This window comes from Streptosporangium sp. NPDC050855 (assembly GCF_044456585.1).
Lineage (GTDB): Bacteria > Actinomycetota > Actinomycetes > Streptosporangiales > Streptosporangiaceae > Streptosporangium > Streptosporangium longisporum.
Map to the genome: position 1 here is coordinate 138,115 of NZ_JBITFY010000021.1, position 26,340 is coordinate 164,454.

General features: G+C 71.8%; 21 protein-coding genes and 1 pseudogene. 13 read left to right on the forward strand and 9 right to left on the reverse strand.

Going from position 1 to position 26,340, the window contains the following annotated elements:
• Positions 1-14: 14 nt before the first annotated feature.
• The gene (locus tag ACIBCT_RS33210; protein ID WP_399195429.1) at positions 15-1,538 is read right to left on the reverse strand and encodes a cytochrome ubiquinol oxidase subunit I; all 1,524 of its coding nucleotides are present in this window, start codon (positions 1,536-1,538) and stop codon (positions 15-17) included.
• A gap of 539 nt (positions 1,539-2,077) precedes the next feature.
• On the opposite strand from ACIBCT_RS33210, the gene ACIBCT_RS33215 reads away from it, so the two are divergent.
• Complete coding sequence (locus tag ACIBCT_RS33215; RefSeq protein ID WP_399195431.1) at positions 2,078-2,605, forward strand: hypothetical protein; 528 nt, start codon at positions 2,078-2,080, stop codon at positions 2,603-2,605.
• Between the two features lie 178 nt (positions 2,606-2,783).
• On the opposite strand, the gene ACIBCT_RS33220 is transcribed toward ACIBCT_RS33215, so the two are convergent.
• Positions 2,784-3,698 (reverse strand): polysaccharide deacetylase family protein, encoded by a 915-nt coding sequence (locus tag ACIBCT_RS33220; protein WP_399195433.1) that lies wholly within the window; start codon positions 3,696-3,698, stop codon positions 2,784-2,786.
• Between the two features lie 260 nt (positions 3,699-3,958).
• On the opposite strand from ACIBCT_RS33220, the gene ACIBCT_RS33225 reads away from it, so the two are divergent.
• The 3 genes from ACIBCT_RS33225 to ACIBCT_RS33235 all read left to right on the forward strand — a co-directional run bounded on the left by ACIBCT_RS33225 (position 3,959) and on the right by ACIBCT_RS33235 (position 6,887).
• Positions 3,959-5,029, forward strand: a complete 1,071-nt coding sequence (locus ACIBCT_RS33225) for a fatty acid desaturase family protein (protein WP_399195435.1) — start codon at positions 3,959-3,961, stop codon at positions 5,027-5,029.
• Between the two features lie 138 nt (positions 5,030-5,167).
• The gene (locus ACIBCT_RS33230; protein ID WP_399195437.1) at positions 5,168-5,881 is read left to right on the forward strand and encodes a carbon monoxide dehydrogenase subunit G; all 714 of its coding nucleotides are present in this window, start codon (positions 5,168-5,170) and stop codon (positions 5,879-5,881) included.
• A gap of 106 nt (positions 5,882-5,987) precedes the next feature.
• Positions 5,988-6,887 carry a hypothetical protein gene (locus ACIBCT_RS33235; protein ID WP_399195439.1) on the forward strand — a complete coding sequence of 300 codons (900 nt, stop codon included), beginning with the start codon at positions 5,988-5,990 and terminating at the stop codon, positions 6,885-6,887.
• Positions 6,888-6,945: 58 nt separating this feature from the next.
• Here ACIBCT_RS33235 and ACIBCT_RS33240 read toward each other — a convergent pair whose 3' ends face one another.
• Positions 6,946-7,980: a GlxA family transcriptional regulator gene (locus ACIBCT_RS33240; RefSeq protein ID WP_399195441.1), complete on the reverse strand. Its 1,035-nt coding sequence runs from the start codon at positions 7,978-7,980 to the stop codon at positions 6,946-6,948.
• Between the two features lie 52 nt (positions 7,981-8,032).
• On the opposite strand from ACIBCT_RS33240, the gene ACIBCT_RS33245 reads away from it, so the two are divergent.
• The gene (locus tag ACIBCT_RS33245) at positions 8,033-8,428 is read left to right on the forward strand and encodes a cupin domain-containing protein (protein ID WP_399195443.1); all 396 of its coding nucleotides are present in this window, start codon (positions 8,033-8,035) and stop codon (positions 8,426-8,428) included.
• Positions 8,429-8,548: 120 nt separating this feature from the next.
• Positions 8,549-9,217: a MarR family winged helix-turn-helix transcriptional regulator gene (locus ACIBCT_RS33250; protein WP_399195445.1), complete on the forward strand. Its 669-nt coding sequence runs from the start codon at positions 8,549-8,551 to the stop codon at positions 9,215-9,217.
• A gap of 513 nt (positions 9,218-9,730) precedes the next feature.
• Here ACIBCT_RS33250 and ACIBCT_RS33255 read toward each other — a convergent pair.
• Positions 9,731-10,408, reverse strand: a complete 678-nt coding sequence (locus ACIBCT_RS33255; RefSeq protein WP_399195447.1) for a thymidine kinase — start codon at positions 10,406-10,408, stop codon at positions 9,731-9,733.
• Positions 10,409-10,463: 55 nt separating this feature from the next.
• Entirely contained in the window at positions 10,464-11,105 is a 642-nt protein-coding gene (locus ACIBCT_RS33260) for an SRPBCC family protein (protein ID WP_399195449.1), read from the reverse strand.
• Between the two features lie 271 nt (positions 11,106-11,376).
• Here ACIBCT_RS33260 and ACIBCT_RS33265 point away from each other — a divergent pair, with 271 nt between their 5' ends.
• A complete protein-coding gene (locus ACIBCT_RS33265; RefSeq protein WP_399195451.1) occupies positions 11,377-11,823 on the forward strand; it encodes a hypothetical protein in 447 nt (148 codons plus the stop codon).
• Between the two features lie 275 nt (positions 11,824-12,098).
• On the opposite strand, the gene ACIBCT_RS33270 is transcribed toward ACIBCT_RS33265, so the two are convergent.
• Entirely contained in the window at positions 12,099-12,938 is an 840-nt protein-coding gene (locus ACIBCT_RS33270; protein ID WP_399195453.1) for a helix-turn-helix transcriptional regulator, read from the reverse strand.
• 236 nt (positions 12,939-13,174) lie between these two features.
• Here ACIBCT_RS33270 and ACIBCT_RS33275 point away from each other — a divergent pair, with 236 nt between their 5' ends.
• From ACIBCT_RS33275 to ACIBCT_RS33285, 3 genes are all read left to right on the forward strand, one after another.
• Positions 13,175-14,107 (forward strand): SDR family oxidoreductase, encoded by a 933-nt coding sequence (locus ACIBCT_RS33275; protein ID WP_399195455.1) that lies wholly within the window; start codon positions 13,175-13,177, stop codon positions 14,105-14,107.
• A gap of 352 nt (positions 14,108-14,459) precedes the next feature.
• Entirely contained in the window at positions 14,460-16,676 is a 2,217-nt protein-coding gene (locus tag ACIBCT_RS33280; RefSeq protein WP_399195456.1) for a hydantoinase/oxoprolinase family protein, read from the forward strand.
• A gap of 142 nt (positions 16,677-16,818) precedes the next feature.
• On the forward strand, positions 16,819-18,711 hold the full coding sequence (locus ACIBCT_RS33285; protein ID WP_399195457.1) for a hydantoinase B/oxoprolinase family protein: 1,893 nt from the start codon (positions 16,819-16,821) through the stop codon (positions 18,709-18,711).
• Here ACIBCT_RS33285 and ACIBCT_RS33290 read toward each other — a convergent pair.
• On the reverse strand, positions 18,667-19,482 hold the full coding sequence (locus tag ACIBCT_RS33290; protein ID WP_399195459.1) for a TetR/AcrR family transcriptional regulator: 816 nt from the start codon (positions 19,480-19,482) through the stop codon (positions 18,667-18,669). The genes ACIBCT_RS33285 and ACIBCT_RS33290 overlap by 45 nt on opposite strands.
• A gap of 515 nt (positions 19,483-19,997) precedes the next feature.
• On the opposite strand from ACIBCT_RS33290, the gene ACIBCT_RS33295 reads away from it, so the two are divergent.
• The 3 genes from ACIBCT_RS33295 (at position 19,998) to ACIBCT_RS33305 (ending at position 23,507) form a co-directional block, all read left to right on the forward strand.
• Positions 19,998-20,201: a cold-shock protein gene (locus ACIBCT_RS33295; RefSeq protein ID WP_049562746.1), complete on the forward strand. Its 204-nt coding sequence runs from the start codon at positions 19,998-20,000 to the stop codon at positions 20,199-20,201.
• Positions 20,202-20,755: 554 nt separating this feature from the next.
• On the forward strand, positions 20,756-21,913 hold the full coding sequence (locus tag ACIBCT_RS33300; protein ID WP_399195462.1) for a CaiB/BaiF CoA transferase family protein: 1,158 nt from the start codon (positions 20,756-20,758) through the stop codon (positions 21,911-21,913).
• Between the two features lie 79 nt (positions 21,914-21,992).
• The gene (locus ACIBCT_RS33305; RefSeq protein ID WP_399195464.1) at positions 21,993-23,507 is read left to right on the forward strand and encodes a carboxyl transferase domain-containing protein; all 1,515 of its coding nucleotides are present in this window, start codon (positions 21,993-21,995) and stop codon (positions 23,505-23,507) included.
• 329 nt (positions 23,508-23,836) lie between these two features.
• Here ACIBCT_RS33305 and ACIBCT_RS33310 read toward each other — a convergent pair whose 3' ends face one another.
• Entirely contained in the window at positions 23,837-25,369 is a 1,533-nt protein-coding gene (locus ACIBCT_RS33310) for a YncE family protein (RefSeq protein ID WP_399195466.1), read from the reverse strand.
• Positions 25,370-25,848: 479 nt separating this feature from the next.
• A pseudogene (locus ACIBCT_RS33315) lies at positions 25,849-26,124 on the reverse strand (transposase); the annotation flags it as partial.
• Between the last annotated feature and the right edge of the window lie 216 nt (positions 26,125-26,340).

The following is a 26,340-nucleotide window of genomic DNA, read 5'->3' on the forward strand; positions in this document are numbered from 1 at the left end:
GTCACCCGTCGTTCTCAGTACATCAGGGTCGGCTGGAGCCGGGCGTCCACGGGCGCGTCGTCGCCGCCGGAGGGCGGGTCGAGCGCGGGGACGGGGACGTCCGGGGCGGCGGGTTCGGGACCCGCCTTGACGTGCCGGACGAGCAGGACGGCCTCGGCCAGCGCGAGGGCGCCGTACAGGGCGGTGAAGACCGCCAGCGAGATCGCCACCTCGGTGAGGCTGACGCCCGGGGAGACACTCGCGGCGGTGAGCAGCTCGCCCTGGACGGTCCACGGCTGGCGGCCGATCTCGCTGAGCAGCCAGCCGGCGATCATCGCGATCGTGGGCAGCGGCAGCGCGAGCACGCAGGCGCGGGCGAACCAGGCGGGGACCCGGCGGGGCGGGCGGGGGTCGCGGCGGCGTCCCCGGGTCAGCCAGAGGCCGAGCACCGACAGGCCCACCGCGGACAGGCCGAACACGATCATCACGCGGAAGGACCAGAAGATCGTCGGCAGGTCGGGCCGGTAGTCGGCGGGGCCGAACCGCTCCTCGAACCGGGCCTGGAGGTCGTCGGTGCCCTGCACCACGGCGTTCGGGTCGTTGGTGGCCAGGAAGCTGAGCAGCAGGGGCACCTCCACGCCGGGGACGATGGAGAACGGCGCTCCGGCGGTGTCCTGCCGCAGCCCCTCGGCCGCGGCGAGCTTCATCGGCTGCTGCTCGTACAGGAGCTTGGCCGACATGTCGCCGCTCCCGGCGACCAGGGCGCCGGCGATCGCCGTCATCACCAGCGCGGCCCGCATCGGGGTCCGCCAGATGCTCGTGCCGTCACCGGAGGCGCGGTGCGGCGCGGCGCCGGAGCGCCGGTCGCGCCACCGGCCCCGTCCGGCCCGGTCCTGTGCCGTCCGGGCGCCGGCCGTCGCGTGCCGTTCCTCGCGCCGCTCCCGCAGCAGGTGGTGGCCGCAGACCGCGAGGACGAAGCCGCCCGCGACCACGAAGGCCGCCGCGATCACGTGCGGTACCTGGGCGAGCGCGGTGGAGTTGGTGAGCACCGCCCACAGGTCGGTCATCCGGGCCCTGCCGTCGACCACCTCGTAGCCGACCGGGTGCTTCATCCAGGCGTTGGCGGCGAGGATGAAGTACGCCGACAGGTTGGAGCCGATGACCGCGGCCCAGATGGTGGCCAGGTGGACGCCCCGGGGCAGCCTGTCCCAGCCGAAGATCCACAGGCCGATGAAGGTCGACTCCAGGAAGAACGCGAGCAGGGCCTCCAGGGCCAGCGGGGCGCCGAAGACGTCGCCGACGAAGATCGAGTACTCGCTCCAGTTCATGCCGAACTGGAACTCCTGCACGATGCCGGTCACCACGCCCATCGCGAAGTTGATCAGGAAGAGCTTCCCGAAGAACTTGGTGAGCCGCAGGTAGTGCTCCTTGCCCGTGCGGTACCAGGCCGTCTGCAGCCCGGCCACGAAGACGCCCAGGCCGATCGTCAGGGGTACGAACAGAAAGTGGTACACGGTGGTCACCCCGAACTGCCACCGGGCCAGGTCTAGTGCGTCCATCTTCCCCTCGCGGGTCTGAAGCTCTACAACCGGTAGTGCTACTTCTAGTAGTACTACGACTTGTAGAGCAATGGCGCGGGATGGCGCCGCGAGCTGCTGCGATCTTCGTCACACGGCCCGGACCGGGACCGCACTTCCCGGACGGGCCGAGATCGCCCCCCTTGCCCGCGGCGCCGGTCCTCCCCTGTCACCCGGGGTTCCCCGCCCTCGCGTCCCCGGTGGGACGGCCGTCCCACCGGGTGCGGCGCCCCTGCGTCACCCCGTGCGGGCGACGGCTCCATGGTGGGGCAGGCGGCCCGGCCGGGGCGTCCCTCTCCGGGGGGATCCCCGGGTACGCCGGTCGGCGGACCCGCGCGCGGGCCCCGCCGCCGGGGCCGTCGCGGGAGACCGGCCCCTCCGATGGGGTGTAAACGCCTCGCAAGCACCTCGAAAGCGGCTGTAAGCGGCGATACGGGGGCCTGCAAGTACCGGCCCATAGAAATGAGTCACTCCAGGGGGAAATCGGCAAAAGCCGGTTCGGGGAGGCAAGAGGAGAAACCATGATCAAGAAGCTGTCCACCGCCCTGCTCGCCACCGCCGCCCTCGGCGCCGTCGCGCTCGCCGCACCGGCCACCGCGCACGCCGCCACCGCGGCCGCGCCCGTGGCCGCGCCGGCCGCCGCGACCGCCCAGTCCGGCTACGACTACAGCGAGAACTGGGGGCACTACTTCTCGTCCAACCACCGCGCCAAGAGCCGCGGCTGGATCGGCGTCGAGTGGGACCACCACCAGAAGTGGAACCGGGTGGACGTCAAGGGCAAGCTGTACGACCTCGACCACCGCACGTACAAGCAGGGCGGCAAGTGCGCGTACGTGAAGTTCGCGGTCCACCACTTCGGGGACAAGGGCCACCAGTGGTACGACGGCAAGTCCTACCGCTACTGCGGCGCGGGCGGCGCCAAGCACTTCGCCTTCGGCAAGCACAAGGTCGACAGTGTCCGCGTCAAGGTCTGCCAGATCGGCCTGCGCTCCTCCCACCCCACCCGCTGCGGTGACTGGGAGTACATCTACACCGCCGAGAGCGAGTGACCACGGGTTCCCGGACGGCCCGTCCCCCTCGCGGGGGGCGGGCCGTCCGTCCGTGTCCGGGCCGCCCGCTCACACCGGTCCGACCGTGTCCGGGCCGGGCCGTCCTGACCTGTCCGTCCGGGCCGGTCCGCTCGTGACCCGGCCCGCTCGTGACCCGGTCCGCCGGTGAGCCGGCGCGCTACCGGCCGGCGTCCGTGTGCCCGGTCCGGCGGAGCGCGGCCCGCAGGTAGGCGTGCAGGTCGCCGAGCTCGAAGCCCCGACGTTCGATCTTGGCGACCAGGGTCGCGAAGTCGCGCGCCAGGTTCGGGCGGAAGTGCAGCAGCAGCACGTCACCGGGGCGGAGCCGCTTGTCGGGCACCTGGTAGGCGATCTTCCCGCCCGGCTGCACGGTCGCGGTCCACAGCAGGAGCGCGTCGATGCCGCACGCCTTGGCGGCCCGCCGGGTCACGGTGTCGTGGTTGCCGAACGGCGGGCGGAACAGGGTGGGCACGGTGCCGGTGTGCCTGCGGATCGACCGGGAGGCGCCGCAGATCTCGGCCCTCTGCCCCCGGTAGCCGAGCAGCGGCAGGTTCGGATGGGTCAGCGTGTGGTTCTCGATCGTCGCTCCGGCGTCGCGCAGGTCGCGCACGTACCCCCAGTCGCCCGTACCGGGGAACCTGCCGCCCCGGGCGGCCGGGTCGGCCGCGCCCCTGCCCTCGACGGCGTCGCGGGTGACGAAGGCCGTCACCGGGATGCGCCGGTCGCGGACCTGGGCCAGGAAACCGGGGTCCTGCTCCCAGCCGTCGTCGATGGTCAGGAAGACGACCTTCCTGCGGGTGGGGATGGAGCTGATCACCGGGGGCAGGCCGTCGCCGGGACGGGGGATCCTGCCGACCTCGCCGGGCCGGGGTGGCACCCCTACCGGCCCGGACGGTCCCGCCCGGCCGGGCGACGCCGAAGGGGTCGCGAGGGCGTCCCGGGAGGAGCCCGGCACCGGGACGGGGGTGCCCGCGGCCCCGGACCCGCCGTCCGATCCGGTCGCGCATCCGGCGCCCGCCACCAGGGCCGTGATCACCACGGCCGTTCTGATCGTCCGGTACGTCCCCGATGTCATGGGCGACCATCCTGCCAGCCACCGGTGGCCCTGTCGGCCGGATGCCGGAGAGGACGACATGAACCGCCCCGCCAGGACCCCTTGATCGCAATAGTCATAGGGGTAGGGTCAGCACTACCACGAGCCGGGGTGAGAGCGGGGGTCCGCCGGCAGGGTGACCGCGAGATCCTGGAAAGGTCGTCCTGTTCGGCTGACGCCGACCCGTGGCGCTGCCGGCTGATCCGATCATGTCGAGCCATCCGGCCCACCAGAGGAGAAGCGTGACCAACTCAACCGCGATCGACGACGCGGATCTTCCCGTCGTCCCCGGAACCGGTGAACGAGGCAGCGATTTCGCCCGGCTGTCCCGCCGGATCGCCCAGGCGGGGCTGCTGGACCGCCGTCCCGGCTACTACGCCGTACGGCTGACCCTGGTCACGGCGGCCTTCGTCGGTGGCTGGGCGGCCTTCTTCGCCCTCGGGGACTCCTGGTACCAGATGCTGGTCGCCGTCTTCCTCGCCGTGGTGTTCGCCCAGATCGGGCTCGTCGCCCACGACCTGGCCCACCGCCAGGTCTTCCGCTCCCGCCGCTCCAGCGAGATCGCCGGGCTGGTGGCCGGGAACCTCGCCATCGGCATGAGCTACGGCTGGTGGATGGAGAAGCACACCCGCCACCACGCCAACCCCAACCACGAGGACCACGATCCCGACGTCGCCCCCGACTTCCTGATCTGGTCGCACGAGCAGGCCGCCGAGAGCAAGGGGCTGCCCAGGTTCCTGGGCAAGTGGCAGGCGTTCCTGTTCTTCCCGCTGCTCACCCTCGAAGGGTTCAACCTGCACGTCTCCAGCGTCCGCGCGCTGCTGCGGCCGGGGACCAGGCACCGCGCCGTGGAGTCGTCGCTCCTGGCCGTGCACGCCGTCCTGTACCTGGGCGCGCTGTTCGCGGTGCTCTCGCCGGGCAAGGCCGTCGTCTTCCTGCTGCTGCACCAGGCGGTCTTCGGCGTCTACCTGGGCTGCACCTTCGCGCCCAACCACAAGGGCATGCCGATGTTCAGGGGCGAGGACAAGCTCGACTTCCTCCGGCGCCAGGTGCTCACCTCGCGCAACGTGCGGGGCGGCCACGTCCTGGACGTCGTGCTCGGCGGGCTCAACTACCAGATCGAGCACCACCTGTTCCCCAGCATGCCGATGCCCAACCTGCGCCGCGCGCAGCCGATCGTCAAGGCGTACTGCGAGGAGCTGGGCGTGGACTACCTGGAGTCCGGGGTGATCAGCTCGTACGCGCAGGCGCTTCGCCACCTGTACGACGTGGGAGAGTCGCTGCGGGCCCGCAGCACCCCCGTCCCCGGCTGACCCGGCATCGAAAGCCGGTGACCGGCGGGACCGGTGGTGGCCGGTGGTGGCCGGTGGTGGCACTGACAACGGCGGGGTGGCCCGGCGGGCAGATGTTGCTGTTATCCGACCGGCCGCCGATTGCCTAGGGTGCTGGGTGTGAAGCTCGCAGGCAGTGCCGTGCTCGGCATCGACAGAGACCGCGTGTGGTCAGCGCTCCAGGACCCGGCCGTGCTCGTACGCACGATCCCCGGTTGCGAGCGCCTGGAGGAGACGGCGCCGGACACCTACCAGATGACCGTCACCGCCGGGGTGGCCTCCATCAAGGGCGTCTACCAGGGGGAGGTGGCCCTCTCCGAACCACGGCCCCCCGAGCGGTTCGTGCTCAGGGCCAGGGGCCAGGGCGCCCCGGGCACCGTGGAGGCCACCGTGGAGGTCCGTCTCAGCGAGGCCGAGGGCGGCACCCGGATCGACTACGACGCCGAGGCCGTGATCGGGGGCATGATCGGCGGTGTCGGGCAGCGCATGCTCGGCTCCGTCGCCAAGAAGACGGCCGGGGACTTCTTCTCGGCCGTGGAGAGGCACCTCGTGACCGAGCAGGCCCCCGTCCCCGTCCCCGTCCCCGCCGGGACCGGCCCGGCCCCGGTGGACGCCACGCCGTCCGGGACCTCCGCCGAGCCGGGATCCCCGTCCGTCCGGACCGCCGTCCCGGCCGCGCAGGTCTTCGAACGCCCGGCCGAACGCCCGGCCGACCGGCCCAGGGCCGCGGTACCCCCGTGGTCGCTGCTGGCCGCGTTCGGCATGGGCGCGGGCGTCGCGCTCGGCAGCGCGGTGATCGGCTGGCTGCTGGGCCGTACCGGCGGCAGGCGGTAGCACCGGGCCGGTCCCGGGCCGCGTCGGCGGCGGGGTCTTCTCACCGGGTGGGGCCGCGCCCGCGGTGGCGCTCGCGCCCAAGGATCTCCCGGCGTACGGTGTCGGTATGCGTGAGGCACGTGCGGAGGATGCAAGGGCCGAGGCCAGACGACTGATCCGGGACCTGCTGGGCGAGGAGCGGCCGGAGGCGGCCCCGCTGCTGCGTCAGGCGGGGGAGGCGCTGGGCGCCGACCGCGTCGCGCGCGCGGTCGAGCTGGCCCGTGGCGCCCCCCTCACCCGCAGGTCCACCGAGCTCGCCGCGCTGGCCGCGCTCCTGGTCGGCACGCGCGAACTCGGCGAGGGATGGTGGCGGCGCGAGCGCGGTGGCAAGCTGCCCGCGCCCGACGAGGTGCTCCAGACCTCCACCGCCGTCGACCCGTGGACCGACCTGACCGTCCTGGAGATGCTCGCCGCCTGGATCGCCGACGACGCGGCCGACCGGGCGTGGGGACGCGCGACCGCCGTCACCGACCTCAACTCCTGGCAGGCCGAGGACCGGGTCGAGCTGCCCGCCGACGCGCGCCCCGGCACGCGGATCGTGGTCTCCTTCGACGCGGGCGGCAGGCTCGACGCGGTGGTCGTGGAGCGTCCGGACGGCGGGCTCGGCTCCGACCTGGACTTCGACTCCCTGCGCTACTCCCGCCCCGCCGAGGCCCAGTGGAGCTGGGGGGTGGCGGCCGGGCTCGGACCGCACCGGCTCGACGAGCGTCCCGACCCCTACGAGCAGCCGGTCGACGACGAGGCCGCCGCGGCCCTGCACGCCTGGGCCCTGCGCCACGGCGCCTCGGCCGTGCAGGCGGGCGAGGCGTGGCGGACCCGGGGCGACGTCATCGCCGCCATCGAGCGGATCGACTGGATGTGGCGCAGCGGTGAGTGGTTCGCCTGGTGGAGGGGCGTGTCCGCGCTGATCGACGGGGAGCCCGAGCAGCTGGCCGCGCGCCTCGCCGAGATCGCCGACGCTCCCTAGCTCCTCGCTCCCCGGCTCCCTCGCTCCCTGGCTTTTCGCCACGGTGAGACGACCGGGCTCAGGTGCGTTGCGGTGGTCCGCCGGAGGAGGACGTCCCGTCGTCACCCGTCCCGGGTCCGAACCGGCGCCGGTAGGCCGACGGGGTGATGCCGGTCGTACGGCGCATCAGCGCGCGGAGGTTCGCGGCGGTGCCGAGACCGCTGCGCCGCGCGACCATCTCGAAGCGGGACTCGCCCCGCTCGATCAACCGGCATGCCAGGGCGAGCCGTTCCCCGGTGAGCCACGTCAACGGCGTCGTGCCCAGCTGTGCCCGGAAGCGGCGGTGCAGCGTCGCAGGGCTGATCGCCGCACGCGCCGCGAGGCCGGAGACCGTGAGCGGCGAGTCCAGCCGTTCCTGGGCCCAGGCCAGGACGGGGGCCAGGGACTCGTCCGGCAGGTCGGGTACGGGGCGCTCCACGAACTGGCGCTGGCCACCGTCCCGGTGCGCCGCGAAGACCAGGCGCCGGCTCACGGAGTTGGCCACCTCCGCCCCGTGGTCGCGGCGGACGAGGTGCAGTCCGAGGTCGAGGGCGGCAGCGCTCCCCGCCGCGGTGAGAATGTCACCGTCGTCCACGAACAACACGTCCGATTCGAGCCGGACCGAGGGGAAGCGGGCCCGGAAGGCGGCCGCCCACTGCCAGTGCGCGGTGGCGCGGCGTCCGTCGAGGACCCCGGCCTCCGCGAGCGTGAAGGCACCGCTGCAGAAGCCGACCAGGCGCGCACCGCGCGCGTGCGCCCGTCTGACGGCGTCGAGCACGGCCCCGCGGCGGGGCACCTCGACGTCGGGGCGGTTGGGGACGATCAGGGTGTCCGCGGCGTCGGCCGCCTCCAGATCGCCGACCCCCGTGAGCGTGAAGAATCCGTCCCGCATCAGGGTGCTCGGCTCGGGGGAGCAGAGCCTGAAGTCGTAGAGATCACGGCCGATCTCGGGCCTGCGGAGGCCGAAGACCTCGGTCGCGCAGCCGAGCTCGAAGGGGTTCGAGTTCTCGTCCACGATCACGACGACCCGATGGACGTCCGCCGCGCGGCCCGGGTGCGAGGATTCTTTCGCCATGTGCGATTCATAGCACTCACGCCGACCGGGCGGGACGGCGAAGGATGGGCTCGTGAGCAACGAACCGATCCTTCTCGGCGATGCCCTGGCCTCCTTCGACGCACTGTGGAGCCCCCGCATCGTCACGCGCGTCAACGACTACGACGTCCGCATCGCCAAGGCCGAGGGCGAGCACGTCTGGCACGTCCACGACGACACCGACGAGTTCTTCCTCGTCCTCGACGGGGAGCTGCGCATCTCCCTGCGCGAACCCGCCGGGGAGCGCACGGTCCTGCTCCCGCGGGGCGCGGTCTTCGCCGTCCCCCGAGGCACGGAGCACCGGCCGTACGCTCCGTCCGGCGCCGCCGTCCTGATGTTCGAGCCCACCGGGACACCGTCCACGGGCGATCGCCATGACGAGATCCCGGACCACGTGGACTCGACGGTCGGGCACGCGCTCGGGACCTGAGCCGCGGGTCCCGGGCGGGTCCCGGGGGGATCCGTGGCGAGTGAACCGGGGACACGGGGACACGGGGACACGGTACGTGTGTCGTTTGCACCTGTCAGACGCGGGTGTGATGCTGTGCCCATGCGGAACCCTCATGATCGGCGGACGCGGTCCGGGAGTCCTGCCCCCGGCAAGGCGGGGCCCGCGCTGTTCGCGCTGATCCGCCACTGGTCGCGGCGCTGGCCCCAGCAGATCGCCGGTAACGGCGCCGAGAGCGGACACGTCTCGCGCGTCGTGGTCGTCGACATCATCGGCGGCACCGGTGACATCGGTGACATCGCCGGGGACGTCGGAGGGGACGCCGGCACCGGGGGAGTGGACGCGACCGGCGGGGGCGGCAGGGCCGGGCAGGCCGACGAGAGCGGCCGGGCCGACGAGAGGGGCCGGGCCGACGAGAGCGGCCAGGGCGACGAGGGGGAGCGGGCCGGGGGGAGCGGCCGGTCCGATCGGGTCGCGCGCGTCGGGGTGCGGGACGTCGCCGAGGCGCTCGGGGTGGACCGCTCCGTGGCCAGCCGCATGGTCGCCGACGCGGTGGCCGCGGGCCTGGTGCGGCGCGGCACCCTGGAGGGGGACGCCCGCCACGCCGACCTCGTGCTGACCGCGTCCGGCCGCGAGCTGCTGGCCGCCGCCCGCCGCTGGCAGGACGAGGCGTTCGACACCTTCACCGAGGACTGGTCCGCCGAGGAACGGGAGATCTTCGCCACGCTCCTCGTCCGTTTCGTCGCGCGGGCCACCGCGACCACCCGGTGACCCGGGACGGGTGACGTCCCGGCGACGGCCCGGCGGCGGTGATCGGACGACGGTGACGACCGTCCGGTCGCGGACCGTGTTAAAAGATCTCCCCTCCGCCCGGCACCCCCGGGAACCCCGTCCCGCACGGCGATCGCGTCCCCTGGGCGGTCCTCGTCACAGGGCCGCCCCCACCCGCCCCCGGTAATCCACGTCACCGGGGGAAGGTCTCCCAAGGACACCGGTACCGAGCGGAGGAACGGCGGCACCGGACGGACGGCGGCACACGCCGGGGACCGGCGGATCCGGCCCGCAGGAGCACGCGACAGGAGTTCCTCACGATGCGCCAGATCCGAATCCGCAAGCGTTCACGGCGTCCCGCCCGGGTCACGCTGGATCTGCGGACCCCGTCGGGGCGGCCGATGCCCTACTGAACCGGGGGCGCTCCCGAGCCCCGTACGCTCCGGCCCGTGGTCCCACGCTCCCCGGAATCCCGCCGGTCCCTGGAAGACACCGGGCCCCGAGAGGTGTCGCCTACGAGGCGGGGACCTCCTCCGAGTCGGAGACCCGAGGGGAGGCGCCGACCGGCAGGCCGAGATCGCCGGAGCGGTGGTGGCGTCGGCACAGGACCTGGTAGCGGATCTGGTCCGTGCCGGTGTCGCCGATGACGACCTGCTCGCCGGTACGGGCCATCCTCCCCCCGACCACCCGGGCGTTCAGGTGGCCCGGACGCCCGCACCAGCACAGGACCTCGACCTGGAGACGGTTGATCTCGTCGGCGAGCTCGAACAGCCGCTGGGCCGCGGGGAACATCTGCGAGCGGAAGTCGGAGGCCAGCCCGAAGGCGTACACGTCGACCCCGTGGTGGTCGGTGAGGTCGGCGAGCTGCTCGATCTGGTCGACCGTGTAGAAGCACGCCTCGTCGCAGATGACGTAGTCGATGGGCTCGTGCGCCCGTACCAGGGCCACCAGGTCGAGGTCGTCGACGACCTCGACGGCGTCGCTGCCCAGGCCGATCCGGCTGGTGATCTTGGGACCGCCCGAGCGGTCGTGCTTGGTCAGCACCAGGCCGCGTCTGCCCTGGCGTCCGTGGTTGTAGTTCATCTGCAGGGCCAGCGTGGACTTGCCGCAGTCCATCGGGCCGAAGTAGAAGCGCAGCACCCCGTCCCGTGAAACGGCGGGAACGGCGGAGAGGGCGGACGGTTCGGTCACGGGGGGCCAGCCTAGTACCCGGTCGCGGACCCCGCCCTCCCGGTGGGCGGCCGGTTCAGAGCTCGCCGCTCTCGATCGCCTCCTTCAGCCCGGCCTGCGTCCGCTGGTGGGAGGAGACGCCGTTCGTCACCGTGAAGTCGATGAGCAGGACGCTCGCCTCGAAGACGAGGTGCTCGGTGACGCGGGTCCGCCCCTGGCCCAGATCCTCGAAGACGATCTTCTGGTGCGTGACGACGTTCGGCAGGGTCCAGGTGTCGGTCTCGTAGAACAGCGCGTCGCGGTGGAGGCGCTGCTGGGCGTGCGTCTCGGAGGTGACGGGCACCCCGGCCACCGGGACGTCCTCGACGGCGGTGAAGTCGACGAGGCGGACGCCGTTCTCGGTGCGGTCCCGGTGGGTGATGACCCGCCGCAGGAACGGATGGATGCCGAGGTGGTTCTCGATGTCGGAGTAGACGTCGAACACGTGCTGCACCGGGGCGTCGATCTCGATGGAGATGTCGCGTTCGGCGCGGCTCCGGCCGGTCACCGGGAGCGGGGCGGTCAGGCACTCGTAGAACCGGTAGGTGTCCCACGCGACCTGCCACCGGGCGGCGACCAGCGGATCGGACTCGGCCCGTGCGGGCGCCGGGAGGAGGGCCAGGAGAAGGAGCAGGGCGACCGGCAGCGAGGCCGCGAGGCGTCGGGGGAACGTCGTCACGGGGGACCTCCGGGGAGGGGACGGAAGAGGTGAACATTCTTCTATCCCGCCCCGGCCGCGGTCCGGTACCGCGGTCCCGAATCGTGATCTCGACGTTTCCGGGGGCACCCGCGAACGGGCGGGACGTTACCCGAGGAGACCGGGGGGCATATGCGGCCCTTCGGGCGGATGATGCCCTGCTGGGGAGGCTCTTGGCGGGTGCGGCCCGACTTGGCGTGACGATGAAAAGCGTGGGAGATTCCTTTTGGCCTATCGAAAAGTGGGAGAACCTGTGACGACCACCAACAACTCCGCCCCGCCCGTCGGCAAGACCCCGGCCACCGTGATCCCGGGCCCCTCCGGGACGGAGACCACGGAGATACCCGCGGCGCTCGCGGTGATGATGACCGAGGACGAGGCCGTCGCCGCGCAGGCCGAGGCGGCGCGCTGGCGGTACGGGTTCTACGTCGTCGTCATGGGGCTCCTGGTCATCCTGGTCGGCTTCGTGGTGATCGCGTTCCGCAACGGGGACACGGCCGCGCCGTTCGCCGGGCTGGTCGGGGTCTCCGGAGCCATCATCGGCGCCTACTTCGGCGTCCAGGTCGGCCAGTCCGGCAAGGACCGGGTCGAGGCCGAGCTGCGCCGTACGAACGAGATGGCCATCCGGCTGGCCGCGAAGGTGCACGCGCACGACGCCGACGCGGTGATCAACACCACGATGGGTCCCCGCCGCCGTTAGAACTCTTGACAGAGTGACTCGTTGGAGTTGCCCCGGTTCGGTGGACACAGAGGCTGCCGCCACCTGGCCGGCCGAGCGGTCTCCACGCCGGCACGGCGCGACGATCTCGGTCCTGAACGCGCGGGTGAACGAGCGACGAGGACGCGGTTTCTTCTTCCCCATGCTCCCCGTCATGGACATCCTTCCGGGGACGGTCCCCTGATCTCGGATGTCCGTCGAACCGGATCAGGCCCACTCCCCGCGTCAACCTCTCCGGATCCCGCGTCGAAGCTCGGTCAGGGTATGGCGTGGGCGCCGATGACCGCGAGCAGCTGCAACTTCTCATGGCTCTCGCTGCCCGGCTCGGCCGTGTAGACGAGGAGACGATGGGACTGGTCCGGGTCGAGGAGTGTCTGACAGTTGAGTTCGAGCATCCCGACCTCGGGATGTGCGAAGCGCTTGAGCCGAGTGGGGCGGATGCCCACCTCGTGACTGTCCCAGAGGTCGCGGAACTCTTCGCTCTGCTCGCGGAGCAAGGCGGCCAGCTGCTCCGCCTTCGAGTCCGGACCGCGCAGCGCGGCAACCTCTCGCAGCCCGGCGGCGTAAACGCGAGAGAGGAACAATCGCTCCTCGGGCGGATACGCCGCTCCGGCCGTGGGATCGGTGAACCACCGGTACCCGAGGCTGCGTTCCGGGCCGGTGAACCGCGTGGCGTCACCGGTGAGCGCGATCGCCGTTCTGGTCTGCCGGAGGGTCTCGCCGAGCTCGGTGACGATCTCGGCCGGCGTGTCGTGGAGGCGGTCGAGGATGCGCAGGAGACCCGGACCGACGTGATCGCTGGTCGCTCCGCGGGAGGGCGGGTTGTGGCCGGACAGCCGGAACACGTAATCGCGTTCATCCAGTGACAGATGCAGACCCTGCGCGATCGACGCGATCATCTGCTCCGACGGTTGCGGCCCTGTCCCTCGTTCCAGACGGGCGTAGTAGTCGGTCGACATGTGGCAGAGCGCGGCGACCTCCTCACGCCGCAGCCCGTCGGTCCTCCTTCGTGGTCCGCGTGACAGCCCGACGTCCTCCGGCTGCAGTGACTCCCGTCTGCGTCGGAGGAACGTCGCCAGTCTTGCGCGATCGATCATCGTGTTCCCCTCGCCCATGCTCGTGTGTTCGGTTCGTGTCGTTTCTACTCTCCTGATGGCGCGACAGCCACGACCTGTCGGTCCGCCCCTCACCACCCTGCTTCCTCCTGGTCAGGGAACCAGGCATGGATCGGCGATCAGTGGATGAGGCAGCCCTGAATCCGCCGGCGACAAGACGGCAGTCTGGTTCTCACACGCCGACCCGTGGCTGATCGCCACCTGACCAAGGAACCCACATGGCGCGCACAACGGACATGACGATCCCCGACTTGACCGGCAAGCTCGCCGTCGTCACGGGCGCGAGCGATGGAATCGGGCAGGTGATCGCCGCCCGCCTCGCCCGGGCGGGCGCCGAGGTGATCATGCCCGTGCGCACCCCTGCGAAGGGAGAGAGTGCCGCGGCCCGCATCCGCTCGCAAGTGCCGGGCGCGACGGTCACGACTCGAGCCCTCGACCTGTCGTCGCTGGACTCCGTCGCCGCGCTGGCCGATCGGCTCAACAGCGAAGATCGCGCGATCGACATCCTCGTGAACAACGCGGGCGTGATGACACCCCCGAATCACCAAACGACGAAGGACGGGTTCGAACTGCAGTTCGGCACCAACCACCTCGGCCACTTCGCGCTCACCCTGGGCCTGCTGCCACTGCTGAAGGCAGGTGGAGCGCGGGTCACGCATCAGACGAGCATCGCGGCCAGAAGCGGTGAGATCAACTGGGCCGACCTCAACTGGGAGACCGGCTACGACGTCATGAAGGCCTACAGCCAGTCCAAGATCGCGGTGGCGCTGTTCGCCCGCGAACTCGACGCCCGCAGCCGGGCCGCCGGCTGGGGCATCTCCAGCAACTTCTCCCACCCGGGTGTCTCGCCCACCAACCTGCTCGCCGCGCAGCCGGGCATGGGCAGGGAAAAGGAGACGGGCGGGCGACGCATGATCCGCGTCCTGTCGCGGTTCGGCATCACCGGGACCGTGGCCGGCGCCGCGCTCCCCGCGGTGATGGCCGCGACCGACCCCGCGTCGCGAGGGGACCAGTTCTACGGTCCGAAACGCACGATGGGCGGACCGCCGGTTCTGCTGAAGCAGCCGTGGCCGACGATGCGGAGCATGGACGACGCGCGCAAGCTCTGGGAGGAATCCGAGCGGTTGGCCGGCGTGCGGTTCACCGCCTGACCCCCACAGGGCGGATCGCCGGCAGTACTCCGGGTGCTGCCGGCGATCCGTCCGGGCGGTCGCCCAGTCCCGCAGAGCGGGTTCGCGGACACCGCTCGAGAGAGCGACAAAGCCCTGACGGGTTCTCGTCGGGGCTTTCCGAAGCCGCCGGCCCTTCTTCACACTCCGTCCAGCGACCGATCATGCTCCCCCGACGCGGGCAGCCTCATCCCGTCAAGAGTTCCTGTCGCGGCGCGGCCCGTCCGCCGCCTGTCGCCGCGCATGCCTCCCGTCAACACTGCCAAGGATCGGGCGAAGCTTCGGCAGGGTCCGCCGATTTGCCGGATCGCCTGAACTGGGTAGACACGGGGGCATGCGCAGCGTCCGTATCGGGGTCGACACCGGAGGCACGTTCACCGACGTGGTCGCGGTGGACGAGCAGACCGGTGAGATCACCACGACCAAGACCCCCTCCACCCCCGCCAACCCGGCCGACGGGTTCATGGAGGGGGTGCGCAAGGTCCTGCGGAAGGCGGCCGGGACCGGAGGGGAGACGGACCTGTCGGCCGTGTCGGCCGTCGTGCACGGCACCACGGTCGCCACGAACCAGCTCCTCGAGGACCGCATCGCCGACCTGGGCTTCGTGACCACCGAGGGCTTCGAGTTCATCCTGGAGATCGCCCGCCAGAGTGTGCCGGACGGTTACGGCAACTCCTACTTCTGGGTGAAGCCGCCCCGTATCGTCCCGGTGCACCGGGTCAGGACCGTCGGCGGGCGGCTGGACCACACCGGGGCCGAGGTGCGGCCGTTCGACGAGGAGCAGGCCGCCGAGACGGCCCGGTGGTTCCGCGACCGGGGCATCACCGCGATCGGCGTCTGCTTCCTGCACTCCTACGCCAACCCCGCCCACGAGCAGCGCATGCGGGAGGTCCTGGAGAAGGAGCATCCGGACGCGGTGATCTCGATCTCCTCCGACGTGCTGCGCGAGTACCGCGAGTACGAGCGGTCGGTCACCACGCTGGTCGACGCCGCGGTCAAGCCGACCATGCGCCGCTACATCGCCAACCTGGCCGAACGCCTGGAGGCGGCGAGCCGCTCCCCGCGGGCGGGGGCCGCGGACGCCCCCGGAGGCGGCGCCGGGAACCCCGAGGACCCCGAGGCCACCGGGAACACCGGGGGCACCGGGGACGCGAAGGGCGCGGGGGACGCCGTGGGGGGTCGCGCCCGAGGGCCCGGGGGCATGCCCTTCTCGATCATGAAGAGCAACGGCGGCGTGCTGTCCGCCGCCGAGGTCGTGCATCAGCCGATCACCACCGTGCTGTCCGGGCCGGCCGCGGGCGCGCTCGGCGCCGCGCTGATCGCCGGTACCGCCGGGCACCCCTCGGTGATCACCCTTGACGGCGGCGGCACCTCCACCGACGTCGCCGTGGTCGTCGACGGGGAGCCGTCGCTGACCACCGAGGGCAACGTCGGCCGCTACCCCTGCAAGATCCCGATGATCGACATCGTCACGGTCGGCGCCGGGGGCGGCTCCGTCGCGTGGATCTCCCCCGAGGGCACTCTGAAGGTGGGTCCCAGGTCGGCGGGGGCCGACCCCGGCCCGCTCTGCTACGGCCGCGGCGGCACCGAGGTCACCGTCACCGACGCGCACGTCTTCCTCGGCCGCGTCCCGCCGCACCTGCTCGGCGGGGAGATCCCGCTCGACGCCGACGCCGCCCGCGAGGGGATCGAGGCGCTGGCCGCCACGATCGGGCTGACCCCCGAACGGGCCGCCGCGGGCGTGCTGGAGATCAGCGCGTTCAACCAGTCGAACGCCATCCGCCAGATCACCGTCAAGCGCGGCCTGGACGTGCGCGACTTCCCCATGGTCGCCTTCGGCGGCTCCGGGCCGCTGCTGGTGTGCAGGCTCATCGACATCCTCGGCCTGCCGTCGGTGATCGTCCCCCCGGACCCGGGCAACGTCTCGGCGTTCGGGCTGCTCACCGTGGACGTCAAGAACGACTACGTGCGCACCTTCGTCACCCGCGACCTCTCCCTGGAGACCGCCGCGGAGATCTTCGGCGAGCTGGAGGGCCGGGCCGCCTCGGCCCTGGACCGCGAGGGCTTCCCCGCCACCGAGCACGTCTACGCCCGCAGCGCCGACCTGCGCTACTACGGCCAGGCCTACGAGGTCAGGGTGCCCGCCCCGGCAGGTCCGCTGGACGAGGCATGGCGGGCCGAGGTGCTGGAGCGCTTCCACACCGAGCACCGCAAGCTCTACGGGTACGGCTACCGCGACGACCCCCGCCACGGGGTGGAATGGGTCAACCTCCGCGTCTCGGGCATCGGCCCGATCACCCGTCCCACCCTCGGCCGCAGGCCGGACGGCTCGGGGCGTCCCGAGCCGGTGGCCTTCCGCGAGGTCTTCTACGACGAGTGGGGCCCGGCCCCGGTCCATCGCCGTTCCGGACTGCCGGCCGGGGTGCGGATCGCCGGACCGGCGGTCATCGAGGAGTACGGCTCCACCCTGCCCCTGCACCCCGGCTTCACCGCGACCACCGATGCGTTCGGGAACCTGGAGGTGCGTCGTGCGGCCGACCCGGCACGGTGAGATCCGGCCCGGCACGGTGAGACGGCGCGACACGGTGAGACGGCCCGGCAGACCGGGCAGGCCCGGCACGGCGAGGTCGTGCGGACGGCCCGGCACGGCACGGCACGGCACGGCACGGCACGGCGAGAAGGGAACCACGCAGATGAAGGACACCGAGGGCGTGACAGCCACGGCCGACCCGGTCCTGGTCGAGATCGTCGAGGGGACGCTCGCCTCGGTGGAGATGGAGGTCGAGACGGCCATCGCCCGTACCGCCCGCTCGCCCATGATCCGCGACGCGCACGACTTCCGCGCCGGCATCCACGACGTACGGCTGCGCAAGCTGACCGGCAGGTCCTACTCGGCGCTGGTCCAGCCGATCGTCAGGGACTTCCCGGTGGGCGAGATGAACCCCGGTGACGTGTTCTTCCACAACGACGTCTACCTGTCCGAGGGCGGCATCGGGCACCTGCCGGACCTGTGCGTGACCGTGCCGGTCTTCCACGACGGCGAGGTGGTCGCGTTCGTGCAGGCGTTCGGCCACCACGACGACATCGGAGGGGCGGTGCCCGGCTCCATGCCGAGCAACGCGCGCAGCGTGTTCGAGGAAGGGCTGATGGTCCCGCCCATCAAGCTCTGGGACCGGGGCGTGCCCAACCGGGCGGCCCTCACGATCATGACCAGGAACTCCCGGATGCCCGACTCGCTCGCGGGCGACCTGGACGCCGAGTGCTCGGCCTGCCTGATGGGCGCGCGCCGGCTGGCGGAGCTGTTCGACCGGTACGGGCGCGAGGCGGTCGAGGCGTGCTTCGACGCGATCATCTCCAACACCACCGAGACGTTCCGCAGGGAGCTGCTGGCCAAGATCCCCGAGGGCACCCACGTCTGGGAGGACTACGCCGAGCACGACGGCGTCGACCCGCCCCGGCTGCACACCCAGCGGATGACCCTCACCGTCGACCACTCGGCCCCGGCGCCGCTGGTCATCGACTTCACCGGCACCTCGCCGCAGGCCAAGGGCCCGATCAACCACGCGGGCGACTACGCCGACGGGGTGTTCCTGAAGAAGTGGCTGGCCCCGATCCTGCGCAACCTGGCCGACACCCCCGAGCGGATGGCCGAGCTGGACGTCAACGAGGGGGTCGTGCCGCTCATCGAGATGCGCTTCCCCGGCAAGGGCACCCTGCTCACCCCGGTCTTCCCCGCGCCCACCAACGCCCGCACGTTCGTGATCCTGCGCCTGCTGGGCGTGCTGGCCGGGGTGCTGGCCAAGGCGACCGGCGGACGGATGCCCGCCGACCAGGAGACGATCCGCTACACCGGCGTGTACGGCGAGGGACTGGACGGCACCCCATACCTGATGCGCGAGGTGCTCGGCGGCGGTTCCGGCGGCCGGTGGTACGCCGACGGGGAGGACACCATCCACGTCGTGCCCGACTCGCGCAACATCCCGGTGGAGTTCGCCGAGTCCCGCTGGCCGTTCCGGGTGGAGCGGCTGGGCCTGGCCCGCGACTCCGGAGGCCCGGGCCTCTACCGGGGCGGCCTGGGGTACGACAAGCACCTGCGGATGCTCCGCGACGCCTCGTTCATGTCCATCGCCGACCGCTCGATTCTGTCCTGCTGGGGCGTCAACGGCGGCCGGGCCGGAAGCCCCTTCGTGGTGGAGATCGAGGGCAGGCCGATGGAGGGGCTGGTGGACGACTCACCGGTCCGCGCGGGAGAGGTCATCCGGGTCCGTACCACGGGCGGGGGCGGCTGGGGATCCCCGCTGGACCGGGATCCCGCCCTGGTGGCCGCCGACGTCCGGGACGGCAAGGTGTCGCCCGAGGGCGCCCGCGACGACTACGGCGTCGTCCTGACCGGGCCCGGTGACGACCCCCGGGTGGACGCCGGGGCCACCGAGGCCCGCCGCGCCGGGCTCCGCGAGCTCCGCGGGCTCCGCGGGCTCCGCGGACCAGACGCCCTCCCGGAGGCGGGCCGGCCCTTCTTCGACCGGGGGCCGGGCTTCCCGTCACTGTCGGGAGGACTGCCGCACGCCGAGGTGGACCTCCTGTGACGTCTCCGCCGGCGCCCCGGACGCGGCCGGGACGGTGAAGATCCGGTCCAGGTGGTAGTCGACGGTACGGCGGACCTCGGCCACGGTACGCCGCCCGTGGAGCACGTCCATGCCCAGCCCGGAGACCCCGCCCACCAGGAGGTCGGCCTCGTGGCGCGGGTCGAGCCCCGGCGCGGCCTTCCCCTCCCGCTGCGCCCGCCCGACGATGCCGGCGACGAGGTCCTCGAGGGGCTGGCCACCGTGCAGGAAGACCGCGGCCAGCGCGGGGTCGGTGAGGCTGCGGACGTAGTACGCGAGGAGCACCCGCAGGGTCGTCCGGCTCCGGTCGTCCAGCGGCAGGAACTCCGTCAGGATCACCCACAGCAGGGCCCGGAGGTCGGAGGGGTCGGGCACGGCCTCGATCCGCGCCCGGGCACGGCGCTCACCGTCCCGGTGCAGCAGCCGGAGCGCGGTGACGAGCAGCTGGTGCTTGCCGTCGAAGTGGTACTGCACCACGCGCAGGGAGACCCCGGCCTCGGCGGCGATCTCCCGCATGCTCGCCGCCTCCAGGCCGCGCTCGGCGGCGATGCGCCAGAGCGCCTCGACGATCTCCAGGCGCCTGGACGGCCGCCCGGCCGGTGGGTCGGGCTCGGCCGCGGGGGGCGGGTTCTTCCGCCGCCGGTAGGCCCGTGCCTGGCAGGCACGGGAGCAGTAGACCGGGGGCCGTCCGCGCGTCGCTGCGGGCAGCGGGGCCCGGCAGACCCGGCAGGACGATCCGCTTTCGTCACGCACCGGCCCAGTCTATTGCCGATGATCCGTGATGGAAGGCTGAAGGATGGCCCTCACCAGCCTGTTTCCGGTGGTCACGATTGATACTGCCGTAACCCCGGCCCGTGCGGCGCGTCGTGATCCCGGGGGAGCCGGCCGGGGTCGCCGCCCCGCGCAGGCCCGCCGACGCCGTCGCGGGCCGTCGCGGGCAGGTGCAAGCCGTCGCGGGTCGGTGCGGGTCGGTGCGGGTCGGTGCGGCCGTCCGCGGGAGGTCATCGAGGAGTCTCCGGGCCCCGTCCCGGCCGGGTCTCCGGAAACGTCCAGGGGGGTGGCCGGCCCCGCCGTTGTGCGATCGGTGCGCGAAGGTGCTACGCTGAACTCAGTTGCGGTTGTGGTACCCATGAAACTTTGTGTGCACCTGACGGATAACCCTTCAGGTGCATTTTGTTTTCCCGGTCATCTCCGGATGGGCTCATCGCGGCGACGCAGGATTCGCGAGGTGCGGGTTCTGATTTTGCCACCTATCGAAGGAGATCGAGATGGCAACGGGAACTGTGAAGTGGTTCAACGCTGAAAAGGGCTTCGGCTTCATCGAGCAGGACGGCGGCGGCGCCGACGTCTTCGCTCACTACTCCAACATCGCGGCGCAGGGCTACCGTGAGCTCCAGGAAGGCCAGAAGGTCTCCTTCGACGTCACGCAGGGCCAGAAGGGCCCGCAGGCCGAGAACATCGTTCCCGCCTGACGTAGCAGCACGCACGATCACGGGCCGGGGTCCGCACCTTCATGGTGCGGGCCCCGGCCTGCTTTGCGTCTCCCCGCGTGTCCCCGGGCGCGGCCCCGCGTCTTCCCGCATGTCCTCGGATGCGCGCCCCCGCGTCCCGCCGCGACCCTCGTGTCTTCCCGCATCCCCGCGTTCCCGTGTCTTCCCGGGTCCTCGTGTCTCCCCGGTATTTTCCGCGTCCCCGCGTCTTCCCGGCACGCGACCCGTGAGCCTCCGTGTGCCCTCACGTCGTCCTCACGTCGTCCTCGCGGTGCCCCGTGTGCGGCCCCGCGTCCCCCCGCATGCGGCCCCGTGTCAGGTTTCCGAGTCAGATTCCCTGCGTCCGTACGCCGTGGTCCCGTGGCCGGCCGGGGTGAAAAATCCTGATCTCACCCCCGGGCGCCCACGGGGTGGTGTCATGAGGGATCATGGGGTTCCCGCGTCCGGGCACCGTGCCGGGTGGTCTCATGACAGGCGGCCGGGGAACGGTGGATTCCTTCCGGCCGGGCCCGGCAACCACGTACCGGAGGTTGATCTTGCAGGGAGCACTCGGCGACATCGTCGTCCTCGACCTCTCCCGCGCGCTCGCGGGCCCGCACGCCGCGCAGATGCTCGGCGACCTGGGAGCCCGGGTGATCAAGGTGGAGCATCCCGGGGGAGGGGACGAGTCGCGAGGCTGGGGCCCCCCGTTCGTGGGCCCCGACGGCGACATCTCCACCTACTTCCTGGCGGCCAACCGCAACAAGCGGTCGATCGCCGTCGACCTCAAGTCCGCCGAGGGCAGGACGCTCATCGAGCGCCTGGTACGGCAGAGCGACGTCCTGGTGGAGAACTTCCGCACCGGCGTCCTGGACCGGCTGGGCTTCTCCATGGAGCGGCTGCACGAGCTCAACCCCCGCCTGGTCATCCTGTCGATCACCGGCTTCGGCCACGACGGCCCCGAGGGCGGCAGGCCCGGCTACGACCAGATCGCGCAGGGCGAGGCCGGGCTGATGAGCCTCACCGGCCCCTCGCCCGACGAGCCGTACCGGGTGGGCGCCTCGATCGCGGACCTGCTCGGCGGCATCCACGGCGCGTACGGGGTGGTCGCCGCGCTCTACGAGCGTGAGCGGACCGGGCGGGGCAAGGTGGTGCGGACCTCGCTGCTGGCCGCGGTGACCGGGGTGCACTCCTACCACGGCACGGCCTGGACGGTCGGCGGCAAGGTGCCCGGGGCGGGCGGCAACCACCACGCCTCCATCGCCCCGTACGGGGCCTTCCGCTGCGCGGACGGCATGATCCAGATCGCGGCGGCCAACGACGCGCAGTGGCGCAAGGTCGCCGCCCTGCTGGACATCGACCCCGACATCCCGAAATATGCGGTCAACAGGGAACGATTCGCGCATCGGGACGAGCTGATCGCCGACATGGAGAAGGCGCTCGCCGCGCACGACAGGGCGCACTGGCTGGCCGCGCTCGGCGAGGCCGGGGTGCCCGCCGGGGCCATCAGGTCCATCGACGAGGTCTACGCCTGGGACCAGACCCGCTCGCAGGGCCTGGTCGTCGAGGTGGACCACCCCGTGCTCGGCGTCATCGAGCTGCCCGGTCCGCCGCTGCGCTTCGACGGCGACCCGCCCGTGCGCCACACCGCCCCGCCCGCGCTCGGCGAGCACGGTGACGAGGTCCTCGCGTGGCTGGAGGAGCGCGAGCGATGAGGCGACCGCGGACCCCCGGGCACCGTCCCCGGGCATCGTCGCGCACGCGTCCCGCCGCGTCCCCGCGGGGAGCGCGGGCATGACCCCGGCGCGGCCCGACGCGCGCACGCTGATCGACACCTTCCTCGACCCGGGTACGTGGTCGTCGTGGGACACCCCGCCCGCCGACCCGGCGCCCCCCGGGTCGGACTACGCCAGGGAGCTGGCCACGACCCGGGCCAGGACGGGGTACGACGAGTCGGTGATCTCGGGGGAGGGGCTGCTCGACGGCCGCCGGGTGGCGGTGGTCGCGTGCGAGTTCTCCTTCCTGGCCGGTTCGATCGGGGTGGCCGCGGCCGAGCGGCTCACCGCCGCGATCGAGCGCGCCACCGCCGAGCGGCTCCCGCTGCTGGCCGCGCCCGCCTCCGGGGGGACCCGGATGCAGGAGGGGGCGATGGCCTTCGTGCAGATGGTGAAGATCACCGCCGCGGTGGCCGCGCACCGCGCCGCGGGCCTGCCGTACGTGGTCTACCTGCGTCATCCGACCACCGGCGGCGTCTTCGCCTCCTGGGGCTCGCTCGGGCACGTCACCGCGGCCGAGCCGGGCGCGCTGATCGGCTTCCTCGGCCCGAGGGTGTTCGAGTCGCTGCACGGTTACCCCTTCCCCGAGGGCGTCCAGGTCTCGGAGAACCTCTTCGCGCACGGGCTGGTCGACGCGGTCGTGTCGGCCGAGGACGCCCGGAGGGTCGCCGTACGGGCGCTCGCCGTGCTCTGTGCCCCCCGCCGGGGACTGGAGCCGGGGCCCGAGCCCGGCGGGCCGATCCCGCCGATCCAGGCGTGGGACGCGATCGGCCGCTCCCGGCGCGACGACCGCCCCGGCGTACGGGCGCTGCTCAAGCTCGGCGCCCGCGAGGTGACCCCGCTCAACGGCACCGGTGTGGGCGAGAACGACCCGGGACTGATCCTCGCGCTGGCCCGGTTCGGCCGGGCTCCGGCGATCGTGCTCGGCCAGGACCGCAGGCGCCAGCGGATCGACGCCCCCCTCGGCCCGGCCGGGCTGCGGGTGGCCAGGCGCGGCATGCGGCTCGCCTCCGAGCTGGGACTGCCGCTGGTCACCGTGATCGACACCGCCGGGGCCGCGCTCTCCAAGGCGGCCGAGGAGGGCGGCCTGGCCGCCGAGATCGCCCGCTCCGTGGCCGACCTGGTGATGCTCGACGCGCCCACGGTCTGCCTGCTGCTGGGGGAGGGCGCGGGCGGTGCCGCCCTGGCGCTGCTCGCCGCCGACCGGGTGCTCTGCGCCCAGCACGGCTGGCTCTCGCCGCTCTCCCCGGAGGGCGCCTCGGCGCTGCTGTACCGGAGCGTCGACTTCGCCCCGGAGATCGCCGCCGCCCAGGGGGTGATCTCCACCGACCTGCGAAGGGACGGTCTCGTCGACCGGATCATCCCGGAGTCGCCGGACGCCGCCTACGAGCCGGAGGCGTTCTGCCGCCGAGTCTCGCGCGTGCTGGAGTACGAGATCGCCGGGCTGCTCGCCCAGGAGCCCGAGGACCGCCTCGCCGCCCGGCTGGCCCGTTACCGCGCCCTCGGCCTCGGTTTCACCGGAGGGAACGGCTAGTGCTGTGACCGTAAACGTTCGCCGGGTTGAGGATCACGCGGCGGGCGGAAGAGTGCGTCCGCCGAAGCGGATGCCCTTTTCGCTGCGGACGCGGGGCGTTCACTGTATTGGGCGGCCAGAAGGGTGGGGTGGCGGGTGGAGCGCACCCGCAGGTTCGAGCCGTCGGCATAGGCAGCTCATGGTGAGGCTGGGGTTGATCGACAAAAGAACGACCGGTGGCGGTAGCGGTGTTCGCCTCGCTACCGCCACCGGTCGTTGGGATACTGCGTTCCGACGCTATGTCTGGCTGAGCGCTGCCCGGCGGTGGGGGGGGCGGGCGGCGCCACTGGTCACTCGGTCGGTTCGAGGACCGTGACGACGTGGCTGGCCTGCGCCGGTCCGATCCGGTCGTCGCCAGCCCAGTGCGCGGTGTAGGTGTACTCGCCCGCATTCGGTATGTCGGCGAACCTGTACGACGCACGGGTGTCGATCCCTACCGGCCACTGCACGGTTTCACCGTCATCGCCGCTGCGGGTGCGCCTGACGGTGAGCCAGCCGCTGCGCGGCGCGGTGGCGCCCGCCACCTGAACCTGGCCGCTGAACACGAGCCTCGTACCGGCGACCGCGCTCGTGGGCCCGGTCAGCGTGAGCGTGGTCGCGTATCTGACCGCTGTGGTCAGGGAGGCCCTGCTCCAGCGGTGGCTCTCGTCGCCTTTCCAGAGCACGGTGTAGGTGTACTTTCCGCCGATCGGTGGCGTGTCGGTGACGGTGAAGGTTCCGTCCGCCGCGGTGGTCACGCTGGGTAGTTCCGTGCTGGTTCCATCGGGCAGAGTGCGGGTCACGGTCAGTGGTTGCGCGCCCGGTACGGTTCCGTCGTCGAATGCCAGCCGTCCCGCCAGGGTGAGCGGTTGCTGTGCGGTCGCGCCGGGCCCGACCGCCAGCGTCAATGTGGAGGCCGGCAGGTTCACGTCTTGGAGCCGCCACAGGTGGAGGTGGTCCGAATCCGTCTTCAGCAGGCTGAAGACATCGCGGCCGGAGAAGACGGCGCTCCCGTCGACTATCTCACCTTCCGGGGGGCTGGCAGCATAGATCTCCGCACCCGAGGCCGTGTTGTACAGCGCCATCTCACCGACGGAGAACTGATTGCGCCCGCCCGCGACGTAGGCGCCGTCCGGGCTGACAGCGACGGTTGCCGGGTATCCCTCAGCCTCGGGACCTTTTTCGTAACTGTGCACCCGGGCCAAGGTCATGGCGTCCCACATCTCGAAGGCGTCCGGAAGCATGAACGCCGAGATCACGTGCGAGCCGTCCGGGGTGACGGCGACATCGTTCAACCGCCCGTGGACGTAGGTGTGCCCGTCGATCTCACCGCGGAAGACGGGAGCGGCACCGCTTACGTCGTAGACGAACAGGTCAGCCGGACTGCCGCCCCCTTCGCCGACCACCAGCGTGTTCCCCGCCGCCGCGAGGTACGGGCCCGACTTCAGAGGAACCTCGAACGGTGCCGGCTCCGGCGTCGTTACCGACAGATCGAGACGGAGAGCGCCGGACGTACCGCCGCAGCCGCCATAACCGACCCACAACCGTTCTCCGGTGAGCGCCAAGCTAGATGGGCATCCGTAGGCGGTGAGGTCGATGCGCCGGGTGACCTCCAGCGTGGAGGTGTCGATCTCGGCCACCTCTCCCGAGCCCGTCAGCGCGGCGTACAGGCGGGTACCGTTGGGTGTCATGGCCAGGCCGTGCGCGCCGGACAGGCCGGTGACGGTGCCCTCGACCTCGCCGGTGGTGTCCGCGATGACGATGCGATCGTCGATCGAAACGGCGACCTTGTTGCCTCCGACGACCAGGTCGGTGAGGTAGGAGAAGGCGCCGAGATCGGTCACGGAGTCCTCGGCCGAGGCTGCGGGGACTGGGGCGATGAGGAGGCCGGCCGTCAGGGTTAGGACGCCGGCTAGCGCGCCCGTCCATGGTAGAGCGGGTCTACGAGGTTTCGCGGGTAAGAAGCGCACGTGAAGCTCCGCTCGTAAGAGGTCAGGATGAGCCCAAACCTCTTGATCAAGCCAGAAAGGCACATCCGAAGTCAAGATCGATTATGAGCGGTCACCGATGACAAGGCCGTATGCGTCCTCCACCGTGTCGACTTCTGAGAGTTCCTTGAGGGCAAGGCCGCAATCGGGTACGCCGGTGTTGCAGGGGACAGTGGTCGCGGTTGACATGGTTCGGTGCTCCGGGCAAGACGAGGTGGACCTAGTGTCGTGACCGGAAACGTCGGCCGGTTTAGGTGGTCAGGCGGCAGCTGACAGTGGTCGGCCGCCCCAGCGGACGCGGGCGCGTTCACGGCGCTGGGCGGACAGGGCGTCGGGGTGGTGGCCATCTGGATGACGAGGACTTCCTCGTCGTCACTCAGCAGGCGGGGACGGCCTCCCGCCCACCGATGGTCCAGGCAGGCCAGCCCCATCTCATTGAACCGGTGAATCACATCGCGGACGATGTCCTCATCAGCGGCCACCAGGCGCGCGATCACCGGGACGGTGTTACCCCCGGCTGAGGCCGGCAGGATCATCACTCGCCGATACCGGACCGAACTGGTGCTGCCCCGGCGCAGGATCTGCTGCAACTTCTGACCTTCGGCGTTCATCAGTCTTCGTACTCCGACCGGTTCTCCCGCCGCGCCTCCTCGCGCCAGCCGGACGTGTACGACGCATCCAACCGACGCCGGCGGCTACACGCGAGACCGGCAAAGGTTTCCGGTCACAGCACTAGTGTGATGCGCCGCAAATTCAGAGGGTAAGTTGCTACCATTTTCGGGTGTCGCATCCTGGACCTTCTGCCGTGGTGATCTCGCTGTCTGAGG

What these genes read in the sequence shown, in the direction of transcription:
- ACIBCT_RS33210 (WP_399195429.1), bottom strand. Translation starts at nt 1,538, where the DNA reads ATGGACGCACTAGACCTGGCCCGGTGGCAGTTCGGGGTGACCACCGTG.
- ACIBCT_RS33215 (WP_399195431.1), top strand. Translation starts at nt 2,078, where the DNA reads ATGATCAAGAAGCTGTCCACCGCCCTGCTCGCCACCGCCGCCCTCGGC.
- ACIBCT_RS33220 (WP_399195433.1), bottom strand. Translation starts at nt 3,698, where the DNA reads ATGACATCGGGGACGTACCGGACGATCAGAACGGCCGTGGTGATCACG.
- ACIBCT_RS33235 (WP_399195439.1), top strand. Translation starts at nt 5,988, where the DNA reads ATGCGTGAGGCACGTGCGGAGGATGCAAGGGCCGAGGCCAGACGACTG.
- ACIBCT_RS33240 (WP_399195441.1), bottom strand. Translation starts at nt 7,980, where the DNA reads ATGGCGAAAGAATCCTCGCACCCGGGCCGCGCGGCGGACGTCCATCGG.
- ACIBCT_RS33250 (WP_399195445.1), top strand. Translation starts at nt 8,549, where the DNA reads ATGCGGAACCCTCATGATCGGCGGACGCGGTCCGGGAGTCCTGCCCCC.
- ACIBCT_RS33270 (WP_399195453.1), bottom strand. Translation starts at nt 12,938, where the DNA reads ATGATCGATCGCGCAAGACTGGCGACGTTCCTCCGACGCAGACGGGAG.
- ACIBCT_RS33275 (WP_399195455.1), top strand. Translation starts at nt 13,175, where the DNA reads ATGGCGCGCACAACGGACATGACGATCCCCGACTTGACCGGCAAGCTC.
- ACIBCT_RS33280 (WP_399195456.1), top strand. Translation starts at nt 14,460, where the DNA reads ATGCGCAGCGTCCGTATCGGGGTCGACACCGGAGGCACGTTCACCGAC.
- ACIBCT_RS33285 (WP_399195457.1), top strand. Translation starts at nt 16,819, where the DNA reads ATGAAGGACACCGAGGGCGTGACAGCCACGGCCGACCCGGTCCTGGTC.
- ACIBCT_RS33295 (WP_049562746.1), top strand. Translation starts at nt 19,998, where the DNA reads ATGGCAACGGGAACTGTGAAGTGGTTCAACGCTGAAAAGGGCTTCGGC.
- ACIBCT_RS33305 (WP_399195464.1), top strand. Translation starts at nt 21,993, where the DNA reads ATGACCCCGGCGCGGCCCGACGCGCGCACGCTGATCGACACCTTCCTC.